Source organism: Bacteroides caecigallinarum (assembly GCF_021530995.1).
GTDB lineage: Bacteria > Bacteroidota > Bacteroidia > Bacteroidales > Bacteroidaceae > Phocaeicola > Phocaeicola faecigallinarum.
The window spans coordinates 1-9,216 of record NZ_JADYTF010000129.1 but is presented as its reverse complement, the minus strand read 5'-3'; the positions used below and the strand labels follow the sequence as shown (position 1 = coordinate 9,216).

18 protein-coding genes, 2 tRNA genes and 2 pseudogenes are annotated in these 9,216 nt (G+C 39.8%); 5 read left to right on the top strand and 17 right to left on the bottom strand.

Annotation, left to right across the window (positions count from 1 at the left end):
• On the top strand, positions 1 to 123 hold a 123-nt coding region (locus I6E24_RS14090), incomplete at its 5' end, for a transposase (protein ID WP_235328547.1).
• Positions 124 to 159: 36 nt separating this feature from the next.
• Here the strand turns inward: I6E24_RS14090 and I6E24_RS14085 are convergent.
• The 13 genes and pseudogenes from I6E24_RS14085 to I6E24_RS14025 all read right to left on the bottom strand — a co-directional run.
• A pseudogene (locus tag I6E24_RS14085) lies at positions 160 to 747 on the bottom strand (DEAD/DEAH box helicase); the annotation flags it as partial.
• Positions 744 to 1,016, bottom strand: coding sequence for an HNH endonuclease (locus tag I6E24_RS14080; RefSeq protein WP_235329177.1), 273 nt, complete (start codon positions 1,014 to 1,016; stop codon positions 744 to 746). The pseudogene I6E24_RS14085 and the gene I6E24_RS14080, both read right to left, overlap by 4 nt.
• Positions 1,009 to 1,692, bottom strand: coding sequence for a hypothetical protein (locus I6E24_RS14075; RefSeq protein ID WP_235329176.1), 684 nt, complete (start codon positions 1,690 to 1,692; stop codon positions 1,009 to 1,011). Before I6E24_RS14075 ends, I6E24_RS14080 begins: the two co-directional genes overlap by 8 nt.
• Before the next feature lies 1 nt (position 1,693).
• Positions 1,694 to 2,149, bottom strand: a complete 456-nt coding sequence (locus I6E24_RS14070) for a hypothetical protein (RefSeq protein WP_235329175.1) — start codon at positions 2,147 to 2,149, stop codon at positions 1,694 to 1,696.
• Between the two features lie 2 nt (positions 2,150 to 2,151).
• A complete protein-coding gene (locus I6E24_RS14065; RefSeq protein ID WP_235329174.1) occupies positions 2,152 to 2,628 on the bottom strand; it encodes a single-stranded DNA-binding protein in 477 nt (158 codons plus the stop codon).
• Positions 2,629 to 3,543 carry a PD-(D/E)XK nuclease family protein gene (locus tag I6E24_RS14060; protein WP_235329173.1) on the bottom strand — a complete coding sequence of 305 codons (915 nt, stop codon included), beginning with the start codon at positions 3,541 to 3,543 and terminating at the stop codon, positions 2,629 to 2,631.
• Between the two features lies 1 nt (position 3,544).
• The gene (locus I6E24_RS14055) at positions 3,545 to 4,267 is read right to left on the bottom strand and encodes a hypothetical protein (protein ID WP_235329171.1); all 723 of its coding nucleotides are present in this window, start codon (positions 4,265 to 4,267) and stop codon (positions 3,545 to 3,547) included.
• Between the two features lie 92 nt (positions 4,268 to 4,359).
• Positions 4,360 to 4,782 (bottom strand): zinc-finger-containing protein, encoded by a 423-nt coding sequence (locus I6E24_RS14050; RefSeq protein ID WP_235329169.1) that lies wholly within the window; start codon positions 4,780 to 4,782, stop codon positions 4,360 to 4,362.
• A 190-nt stretch (positions 4,783 to 4,972) separates the two neighbouring features.
• Positions 4,973 to 5,076 (bottom strand) — tRNA-OTHER (locus I6E24_RS14045).
• An 81-nt stretch (positions 5,077 to 5,157) separates the two neighbouring features.
• Positions 5,158 to 5,235, bottom strand: a pseudogene (locus I6E24_RS14040).
• A gap of 90 nt (positions 5,236 to 5,325) precedes the next feature.
• A complete protein-coding gene (locus I6E24_RS14035) occupies positions 5,326 to 5,604 on the bottom strand; it encodes a hypothetical protein (protein WP_235329167.1) in 279 nt (92 codons plus the stop codon).
• 26 nt (positions 5,605 to 5,630) lie between these two features.
• Positions 5,631 to 5,846, bottom strand: coding sequence for a hypothetical protein (locus I6E24_RS14030; RefSeq protein ID WP_235329165.1), 216 nt, complete (start codon positions 5,844 to 5,846; stop codon positions 5,631 to 5,633).
• A gap of 172 nt (positions 5,847 to 6,018) precedes the next feature.
• Positions 6,019 to 6,117: transfer RNA gene (locus I6E24_RS14025), tRNA-OTHER, on the bottom strand.
• An 86-nt stretch (positions 6,118 to 6,203) separates the two neighbouring features.
• Here I6E24_RS14025 and I6E24_RS14020 point away from each other — a divergent pair.
• Positions 6,204 to 6,404 (top strand): hypothetical protein, encoded by a 201-nt coding sequence (locus I6E24_RS14020; protein ID WP_235329164.1) that lies wholly within the window; start codon positions 6,204 to 6,206, stop codon positions 6,402 to 6,404.
• Here I6E24_RS14020 and I6E24_RS14015 read toward each other — a convergent pair.
• The 3 genes from I6E24_RS14015 to I6E24_RS14005 form a co-directional block, all read right to left on the bottom strand.
• Entirely contained in the window at positions 6,388 to 6,546 is a 159-nt protein-coding gene (locus I6E24_RS14015) for a hypothetical protein (RefSeq protein ID WP_235329163.1), read from the bottom strand. The genes I6E24_RS14020 and I6E24_RS14015 overlap by 17 nt on opposite strands.
• A 287-nt stretch (positions 6,547 to 6,833) precedes the next feature.
• Positions 6,834 to 7,073, bottom strand: a complete 240-nt coding sequence (locus I6E24_RS14010) for a hypothetical protein (RefSeq protein WP_235329162.1) — start codon at positions 7,071 to 7,073, stop codon at positions 6,834 to 6,836.
• A gap of 43 nt (positions 7,074 to 7,116) precedes the next feature.
• Positions 7,117 to 7,368, bottom strand: coding sequence for a hypothetical protein (locus I6E24_RS14005; RefSeq protein ID WP_235329161.1), 252 nt, complete (start codon positions 7,366 to 7,368; stop codon positions 7,117 to 7,119).
• 139 nt (positions 7,369 to 7,507) lie between these two features.
• On the opposite strand from I6E24_RS14005, the gene I6E24_RS14000 reads away from it, so the two are divergent.
• The 3 genes from I6E24_RS14000 (at position 7,508) to I6E24_RS13990 (ending at position 8,584) form a co-directional block, all read left to right on the top strand.
• The gene (locus I6E24_RS14000) at positions 7,508 to 7,906 is read left to right on the top strand and encodes a helix-turn-helix domain-containing protein (protein ID WP_235329160.1); all 399 of its coding nucleotides are present in this window, start codon (positions 7,508 to 7,510) and stop codon (positions 7,904 to 7,906) included.
• Entirely contained in the window at positions 7,906 to 8,151 is a 246-nt protein-coding gene (locus I6E24_RS13995; RefSeq protein WP_235329159.1) for a hypothetical protein, read from the top strand. The genes I6E24_RS14000 and I6E24_RS13995 overlap by 1 nt, the downstream gene beginning before the upstream one ends.
• Positions 8,152 to 8,341: 190 nt before the next feature.
• Positions 8,342 to 8,584 (top strand): DUF6722 family protein, encoded by a 243-nt coding sequence (locus tag I6E24_RS13990; RefSeq protein ID WP_235329158.1) that lies wholly within the window; start codon positions 8,342 to 8,344, stop codon positions 8,582 to 8,584.
• 509 nt (positions 8,585 to 9,093) lie between these two features.
• On the opposite strand, the gene I6E24_RS13985 is transcribed toward I6E24_RS13990, so the two are convergent.
• Positions 9,094 to 9,216 (bottom strand): transposase (locus tag I6E24_RS13985; RefSeq protein ID WP_235326881.1); only part of this gene is annotated, 123 nt, incomplete at its 5' end.

The window sequence follows — 9,216 nt, the reverse complement described above, 5'->3', positions numbered from 1 at the left end:
GAAGGAATCAACAACAAGATAAAGGTCTTGAAGAGAGCGGCATACGGATTTAGGGATGAACGATACTTTGAGCTAAGGTTATATGCACTCCATGATTGCCGCATCACGCGAAATGTCGGATGAACCATTCCTTCTGACATTCACGAGTTCAATTCTTGTCAGGTCGTAATATTTCAGTTTTGTAAGGAAGCCCCTTGCAAGGAGTTCGCTGACCTGACAATAGTATATCACATCACTGAATACTCTTGGCCGTGTTCTTGTGAGGAATTTAAGCATCGAGCCGTTCATCGTACTGCATAACCTGTAAGGAGTAGCAGTAAGCCCTATCACCCTTCTTTCAGCAGCTGCAAAAAAGTCTGCGTACATACCGGCGGCAGCATTCACATTATGACATTCATCTATGAGCACATACTTGAAATGATTGAACTCTTTAAGGTGGTTGTGAACACTCTTAATTGTTGCGAATGTTATCCTGCATATATCCTTTCTCTTGACTGATGCAGAATAACACCCGGCATCAATGATTCCGTATGTCTGTAGCTTGGCAAAGTTCTGTTCCAGGATTTCCTTGTTAGGCTGAAATACCAGCAAAGGTTCATTAAGTCTCGCTGCAATATCAGCTATAACAATTGATTTTCCCGCCCCCGTAGGCAAAACCATCAGGTAGTTCTTTCCGCCCTTAAGCCTATAATGTGATATGGCTGCATTACTGGCATTCTGCTGATAATCTCTTAATTGAAACTTCATATTCTGATTATTCCTTTATGAACTTTTTCGTGACAGGAAGCGCACAGAGTGACAAGGCAATCAAGGTGTTCAAGTTCCTTTCCTACAATTGAAACACCATTTACCTTATATCGTTTGTGATGCACTTCCAAAGGATAGCGTGAACCGCAAATCCTGCACTTATGCCCATCCCTTAACCTCACATTCCTTGCAACCTTTTCCCAATATGGATTGTTAAGCGAACGTGCATAATTGGATTTGCGACCACGCTTATGCTGTAATCTACTCATCCCCTACAGTTTCATTGAATTCTTCCTCTCCCATTACTTCTCCATCATCGTTGTCTGGAAGCATGTCATGTTCTTCGTCAAACTCTTCATCAGAAGGTTTCTCCGGAGCAGGGAAATCAAGCCCGAACAGTTCCATCATCGCAACCCTGTTCTTATCTTCCTGAGCCCACAAAGATGATTTGTCGTATGGAGCTATCTTATCAGCCTTAGCAAGCCTAACCTTACCATTGAGTATTGCATAGTACAGGAAATAACCGTTCAATGCTATACGGAATGTCTTGGTTGCCGGCAACTGCTTTTCCTCTGTACCTTCCTGAACCTTGGCCGCATAGTCATTGACTTGCTTATGCAAGGAGTTAAGCCTTTCCTCTGCATCTGACTTGATGCGCTTGGCTTCTTCCTTCGCATTCAATAAAGCATCCTCTGCTTTTGGAAGTTCCTGTTCGACAATCTTACAATACTTGCCACGCAAATCCGATTTCTCGACATCATCCATGTAGCGTGTAGCCATCTCGTTTTCCGGGAACAGAGCGTTGAAATGCTCGTTTACCGCTTTCAAGATGTCTTTCTCACTTTCTGCTTTCTCAAACTGCAGTTCCAAAGGAAACTGTTCCCTGACTGCCTCCGGAAGAACGAATTGCAATTCTTCCGGTTCGTAATCTTTAATTATTGCCATATTAATATTTGTTTTCGTACTCGGCTGCGAATGCCGAATAATATTTGTCTGTAGGTAACGGTAACTGAATACCGTATTCAGTCATTATATCTGTCTTGACAGCTTCGAGGAAATGGGACATTTCCATAGTGCTGAGATTCTTCGTTCCTCTTGCAAGTTGAGTCTTTTCACCTTTAGGAGTAATCACCATCTTTGTAAGAAACTTCTTACAGTATAGGTCATGTATGGTTTCAACTCCTTCCTTTGTGCTCCAGTATGCTTCACCAGTGAACTCACGTAAAGCTCCACCCACACACCTGAACCACATCCACATGAGTGCGTTCTGGTCGAGTGTCCTCGGTTTTGTCTTTCTCTTGATTGTAAGAGTGTACTCACCATTACGGAGAAGGCTAAGCATGAAATTGAAATCCTTATCCATCGTAGCCTTCCCGTCCTTCTTGATTATCTGCGCTTCCATGATTATCTATATGGTGGTGGAAATGGTAGTCCGTCACCATCTACATTTGGTGGGAACTGCTGGTATTGCGGTTGCTGTGTGTATTGTGGTCGCTGCTGGTACTGAGGTTGAGGCTGCTGAGCAGGCGGTTGCTGTACTTGCTGTGGCTGCTTGACTACAAGCATTTCCATGTTATCAACGAATATCTCAGTTATGGAACGTTTAATCTGCTTGTTGTCCTCATAACTGCGTGTCCTAATCTTACCCTCAACGTATATCTTATCTCCTTTGTGGAGATATTTTTCAGCCACCTCTGCAAGACCTTTCCACATCACGATGTTATGCCATTCCGTCCTGTCCGGCACCTGAGTTCCATTCTGCAAGGTATAACCCTTCTCTGTTGTGGCCAGAGTAAACTGGCAGACTTTAGAACCGCCATCGAGCGTTCTAACTTCAGGGTCCTTACCAAGATTTCCGATTAACTGTACCTTGTTAAGCATTTATTCCTCCTTTCTTAATGTAATTCTTATGGATGCTGCTGTCTCGGTCTCCTTGATGTATTGTTTGTACAACTCCGGATGGTCTGATTGGAATTTCTTTGTATCGAAAGCTTTCTTCGTGCCTGCAGGTGTTATGGTAGCTTTCAGGCAACCTGTGTCCCACGACTTGACATCATGTTCAATCATGGCACGTTTCAACGAATCCTTGAAACCGTCAATGAACGGCTGTATTCTCTCAACTTCCGCTACAGCTTCAAGATATTTGTTTATCACGTCCTTTGGCAATAGCTGTACTTCATCCTGCTTGTGTTCAAGTGCAGTTTCAGTATCAAGGTAACGTGCTCCTTCAATCTCACACTGCAACAGTCTTTTGACTTCCTCGTCAGATTTGCGTTCAAGTGGTATAAGTTCTGACTTGTCATTGTAAAGCCATACACCGAATAACCTATCCACTTTCAGATTCGGGTTCTGCAGCTCGAATAAATAAGCGTATATGGACAACTGCCATTCCAAATACGCCTTATCCGGCGAATAAGTAGTCTTGATATCAGCAAGTGCAATCTTTCCATCTTTCTCCCACACACAGTCAATGTTGGAAGCAAAGTATTCTTCATCAGAAACAGTATATTCATTCGCAAGTGCGTTATATCCTGCACCGGTTCTGATGAACAAATAATTCATGGCTTCCTGACTTTCAGGCTCAAATCCTGTAATGTCTGCAAACTGGCATTCGTGATGCACTCTTGTACCTCTCTCAGCAGCACGTTCAAGTACATACTGAGGAACTTCCTTATACTTATCCGGAAACAATTGTCTTTTAATCATTCCCGTTATTCCTGACAGCTGCTTATCGCCCAGGAAATAAGTGTGGTTCTCTTCATTGAAAACCACACTGGATTTAACTAACTCTATCATATTATTCTGGATATATCTGACACATAGCTTGTACAGCATTTCTGAACTCTTGACTATTGCGTAATGATGGATATTTTTTCCATACGACATCAATATCAGCCCTACACTGACAGGCATTCACCTCTGCAATAGCTTCTTTTAATTGCTTGCCGGTAAATACATTGGGGGGTTGTTGTTGTGAACCTTGATGTTCGCTATGATTATGTCCATCATACTTTGTAGCATCCATATTCCAATATACGTCTGCAGCAACTCCAAGTGCCTTACAAGCAACAGATATTGCATCAGTAAGGGCCATCTTATAACATTCATCAGAAAGATGAAGACCGCTTTTTTCAGCCGCTACAAATGACGAACCACCAGTTCCAATAATTGCTTCAGACCATTGTCCATCATACTTATAGTAGAGTGATATATTCACAAAAGCAGCAATTTCCCCAGTAGAACAAGTTTCAGTCCATTGTTTATCTATAGTATATTTCCAACCTATGCCACATGGTCCAAACAGCTCTGTTAATTTCTTTATGCGCCACATAGGATTAATATCAGACTTACCTTTTAGCCTACCTGATTGTATCTCACGAAGTGCTGTTTTCGGACATTCACGACTTCTATTGTAAATATCCATTCTTTTATCCTGTTGAGGCTTCACTTCCTCTACTTTTGTTTCTTGTACCTCCTGAACATTTGCAGGAGCTTCTGTTTTAGCTTTTCTTTCAGCCATAGTTTACAGTATTAATGGTTTGACTTTTAGTTCTTTACATCTGTAAAGTTAATTCAGATAAGCAAGTTTTACAATCTGAAACTTCGCCATTTTTACGCCTTAACATTTGTTTCTAAAATTGGTTTACAGAGTTCTACGACTCGTTTGCAATCATTTACATCGAACATCCCTATATGGCAAAACTCGCTTGGAATATCAAGCTGATTGGATAGCCATAAGTAAGCCTTGGCTCTATTTGACGTATTAGGAATATGTTTCTTCCAAATCTTGTTTATAAGATTGGTCTTAGCTATCTGGTCAAAATAGAAATGTGCTTCTTTCTTGGCTTCCCTAAGTTCCGCATTAGCCAAACGACCTAACGCCCTATCAGTACCCTTATGCACTCCAACGAAAGCCCTACAATCTCGGCATAAATAAATCATACCATAGGAACGACCGTATATTACAGAGCTATCCACATATTCGGTTGGTTTACCGCAATATGGGCAAACCTTACCAGTAAGTATTTCATTCATAACTCAAAATTATAAAAGCCCCGAAGTATATTCTCCGGGGCACATCAAACATCCAATCCTATCCGATTTCGCGTCACCTTTCAGATAGAGTCAACGGCTAACCGATGCCGCGCGGATGAATCCCTGCGCTATCTTCGCCCTACTCTCGGATTTAAGCTGAACATAAAAACTAATAAACCAACATGGGTTGTGGTACCGGCAGGGCTCGAACCTGCAAGGATTAATATAATGCTAATCATTAACACCACACCGCCCATACCTCGGCGCCGCGTCTATCCATTCCGCCACAGTACCAGTTTACCACCTCAGCACGTGGGGCGGTCTTTAGGTAAATAGTTTTCATTTGCAATACTCCTAACCGCTGTCAGTGAGTAGTGAGCCCTACGAGACTTGAACCCGTCACCTCCCTGTAAATACCCGTACAGGGTGTTCCACCACCTGAACTTAGGGCCCGTATTGAGCGACTTTCACAAGCGGCTCAATTCAAATAATTTAAAATTGAAATCACATTTAAAATTTATGTAGAATACAACCTTCACAGGCTTATTTTTTAAATACCTTTTTCTTTCGGTTTCGTCTGCGTCTGGCACAATGTCTCAGAACATCACTTGCCTTGCAGAACCATTTACCGTTCTGCTTGTTGGTAGGTTTCTCAAACCTTATAGAACCGCTCTTAATTAGTTTCTCCAGTTTGCCTTCGCCACCAACTATCTTTGCGCTCAAATCCTTTGAGAAGCATTCATCTTCCATAGCAAGCAATATGTTTTCCAGTAATATTGCTGCCATATTGTCAACAGTATTGTCAACAAACATTGTTGTCATAAGCCTATTGTTTAACTGAAAAATCATCAATTTATACGTTTAACTGTTATTGTTCCGGCATCACGGTCTGTCTTGCAAGTCCAGTTCATGCCGGATGCCCTTTCCTGATCCAGCCTTGAAGTAAGGGTATTCATTATAGTTACCCTTTGCAGGATGCAGAAAACTTCTTCAGCACCGACCTTCATAGCACGCAATGTCGAAACTATAGGTCTTTTCTCCATCAATTTAGTTTTTCCTTCCATACCTTTATACAACCATATACCGATGCAATTACCATAATTACACAGGAGCCTATCCATATACCCTGCACCGGACTGGGTGTCGTGATTGCCCCATACAACATGCCAACGGCGCAAATAGCCACCATCAGCATCATTACACTATTGAATATCTTCATGATTTATAAATTTAGAGTTCCGATGGGCGGAGTCGAACCGCCACCCTGCAGAAGTAATTGTAATCCTAAATCAAAGCCCTCAGTTTACTGCTGCTCTACCATTAAGCTACACCGGAATGTTCCCTCCGAGATTCTTTTTAATCATGGGATTTTCTCGGAGGGATTTCTTAATTTTGTGTTGGTAATTTCAAAACTAAGATTTATGAAACATTTTATTGAACTAACGAAAGTGGATGGCACAAAACATCTTGTGAACATCATGTCTATCAGTTACATCCGTCAAATGGATGATAACTCTTCGAGAATCGTTTTACATTCATGTAAGGAAAAAGGGGCATCCATAGCTATCAACATCAAGGAAAGCTATGAAGAAATCAAGGAAATGATTAATTCTGCCCTTTAATCCACCTGTAGATTTTCTCGGCAGCAGCCTGTACACTCTCAGACGTATCAAATGAGGATTTGGTTGCTGCCATTTCTATGCACCATTTTTTCAAACGTATATCACGCCTTTCTTTTAGGTATCTTTTCAAACCTTTCAGCATAACAATTCTTTTAATAAGTTAAACATTCATCTTCTTGTTTCGTTAAACTTCTGTGTTTTGCGGTAAATAGGAATCAATAATTGCTTTCATACAAAATCCATTTTGTCTTATATCATAAAGCCTGCATAAGCAGACCGAATTGTCGCAAATTCTACACTCTGTCGGACCGCCCGTTATCCACGGTGAATTACTATACCAGTTTGGTACGTCCGTCAGCCTAAAGATGTCAAGGAACTCTTCTCATTAGTTCCCGGATAGGCGGTCAAGCCACACCGGGTTGTGATTTGTCAATCACCGAAAATGGACTTTTTCAAATCCTCTTTGGTCGCAAATAGCTTGTTTTCCGCATAAGCCTTGTAAGCGTCCGAAGCGTAAGGAGAATCAGTAACCAGGTAGTAACTTACAGACTGATGGTCTTTAGCAACATTAATTGATGCAGAACTGATTTCTTTCTCAACAGCTTTCTGATTCTCGTCGAGCATCCAGACTTTCTGGCCTAACTCGAATTTTGGGTTTCTTACTTCCATAATGTTTTGTTTTTTGGTTTTTGACTTTTGGTGAGGTTTATTATTACGCAAATTTGTATCTCAAATAATCGGCTTCATTTGCAAAGCCAGGATCGATAAAACTGAAATCATCATCGTTTTCAATGTGGCTTTCAGCTACTCTAAGTTCATCTTCAAGAAAACTTATGAATTCTTCCTTGCTGTCATCCGTATTGAAGTAAGATTGCATCTCTTCTTCTGTCATAGATTTAGCAAGTTCAATGTCGTTGGTAAGTGTAACAACTTCATTTCTATAAGAATATTCACCAGTTTCCATATTGATTTTCAATTTTAAATTATTATATTTGTATGTGTGATTGATTGTATTGCAAAGATATCGCAATATTGCGATATATGAAATATTTTCATAGAAAAATATCGCAATATAGCTATATTTAACATTTATGTAGAATTATATGGATAAGCAGGATATTAATAATGCGTTTATAGAGCGCTTAGAGCAATTAATGGAATATAAATCTTTGAATCAGCGTTCACTTTCTAAAGAAATTGGGTTTAGTTATTCTACCGTTAATAAGTATTGTAATAAAAAGAGTAACACTATTGATTTTGAATTAATCTATAGACTTATATCGCATTATAGCGATATTAACGCAAATTGGTTAATACAAGGAAAGGGTGAGATGTTGCAAAATAACGAACCTACAGAGGACAGGATGAACAAACTGATTGACACAATCACATTCCAGCAGGACACCATCAAGAACCTGCAGGCAAGAATAAACGAATTAGAAACAATAAACAAACGCCTCGAAACGCAAGTAGCATTATATCTGGGCAAACAAATCGTATAATGAGTAACTTTGAAGAAAACGTGAAAGCAAAAGAAGAGCAAAAAGAAAAAGACAAGGTTAGAAAAGAAAAGCTTTCAGGCTATTTCTTTAATCTATCCCAACTGACATATACAGCCTTAGTATTAGGTGGTATGGTGCTTTTCTTTCAAGGAGATAAAATAAGCACCATGCTTGTAGTTATGCTGTTTGTAGGTTGCATACTGGCATATGCTTTAGCTAAAATCGGAAATAACCTATTAAAATGATACAATATGAATGCAGGATTATTTATTTTTATAGTACTGGCAATTATAGCCGTTGCTTTTTGGATATACACGGAAACACCATCAGGCAAAAAATGGATTAAGAACTTGTAATGCAGGCAAGAAACAAATAAACATGAAAGTTTCTGAGTTCTCAATAAAAGAATACACAGGCGAATAGAACAGTAATCAAATGGGTAACTTTGAAGAAAGCAGAAAAGCAAAAGAGGAACGAAAGGAACGTGACAAAGCAAGCCGGGAAAACCTCGGCAAGTTCTTCTATGATTTGGCAAAATTATCTTTTGCAACACTTGTTATAGGCAGTACCGCTTCTGTTATAATTCAAGAAAACAATCTTGAGTCTTGGATTATAATCTCAATTGGAGCATTCGTAACATACATTTTTGCATATATTGGATATAAAATAATAAAATGAACAGGATATGGAAGCATTAATAGCATTATTCTCGGTAATGGCAATAATAGGATTAGCCATAGCCATTTGGCTCAATACAAAATCTGGTAAAAGATGGCTTGAAAGTTTGTAAAGTTTGAGCTACTCTTTTTTCTTCCTCCAAGGAGACGGTTCCGGAATATAATCCACTTTGACGCCAAGATTGGAAAGCGTCTTACTTAAGTGCCAGCTTAATTCCTCATCACTTGCTTTCTTGTCATTGATGAGATACCTGAATTGATAAACGATGCCTTTAATGGCAGTTTCTGGCAATGCTTTTTTCTTGAAAATATAACAACTATTATTAATATGATAAGACCAACAAGAAGTAAACCAACAGAAGATAAAAGGGAATATCCCGATTTTATAACCTCTGAGGAACGTGACAAAGTTATCAATGCGCTCCTGAAGGGTACGGTCAATAGCGAAAGCGTAATCTTAGAATACGAAGATATTCCGGATCTGAAAATCAGTCCTTACCAATATATGGTTCATCCGACATTTCGCGTGATGCGGCAATCATGCAGTGCATATAGCCTCAATTCAAAGTATCGTTCATCCCTAAATCCATATGCCGTTCTCTTCATGACCTTTATCTTGTTGTTGATGCCTTC

Coding starts and splice junctions, on each gene's coding strand:
- I6E24_RS14065 (WP_235329174.1), bottom strand. CDS start 2,628: ATGCTTAACAAGGTACAGTTAATCGGAAATCTTGGTAAGGACCCTGAA.
- I6E24_RS14020 (WP_235329164.1), top strand. CDS start 6,204: ATGAAACATTTTATTGAACTAACGAAAGTGGATGGCACAAAACATCTT.
- I6E24_RS14050 (WP_235329169.1), bottom strand. CDS start 4,782: ATGAATGAAATACTTACTGGTAAGGTTTGCCCATATTGCGGTAAACCA.
- I6E24_RS14080 (WP_235329177.1), bottom strand. CDS start 1,016: ATGAGTAGATTACAGCATAAGCGTGGTCGCAAATCCAATTATGCACGT.
- I6E24_RS14060 (WP_235329173.1), bottom strand. CDS start 3,543: ATGATAGAGTTAGTTAAATCCAGTGTGGTTTTCAATGAAGAGAACCAC.
- I6E24_RS13990 (WP_235329158.1), top strand. CDS start 8,342: ATGGGTAACTTTGAAGAAAGCAGAAAAGCAAAAGAGGAACGAAAGGAA.
- I6E24_RS13995 (WP_235329159.1), top strand. CDS start 7,906: ATGAGTAACTTTGAAGAAAACGTGAAAGCAAAAGAAGAGCAAAAAGAA.
- I6E24_RS14055 (WP_235329171.1), bottom strand. CDS start 4,267: ATGGCTGAAAGAAAAGCTAAAACAGAAGCTCCTGCAAATGTTCAGGAG.
- I6E24_RS14070 (WP_235329175.1), bottom strand. CDS start 2,149: ATGGAAGCGCAGATAATCAAGAAGGACGGGAAGGCTACGATGGATAAG.
- I6E24_RS14035 (WP_235329167.1), bottom strand. CDS start 5,604: ATGACAACAATGTTTGTTGACAATACTGTTGACAATATGGCAGCAATA.
- I6E24_RS14075 (WP_235329176.1), bottom strand. CDS start 1,692: ATGGCAATAATTAAAGATTACGAACCGGAAGAATTGCAATTCGTTCTT.
- I6E24_RS14005 (WP_235329161.1), bottom strand. CDS start 7,368: ATGGAAACTGGTGAATATTCTTATAGAAATGAAGTTGTTACACTTACC.
- I6E24_RS14015 (WP_235329163.1), bottom strand. CDS start 6,546: ATGCTGAAAGGTTTGAAAAGATACCTAAAAGAAAGGCGTGATATACGT.
- I6E24_RS14000 (WP_235329160.1), top strand. CDS start 7,508: ATGGATAAGCAGGATATTAATAATGCGTTTATAGAGCGCTTAGAGCAA.
- I6E24_RS14010 (WP_235329162.1), bottom strand. CDS start 7,073: ATGGAAGTAAGAAACCCAAAATTCGAGTTAGGCCAGAAAGTCTGGATG.
- I6E24_RS14030 (WP_235329165.1), bottom strand. CDS start 5,846: ATGGAAGGAAAAACTAAATTGATGGAGAAAAGACCTATAGTTTCGACA.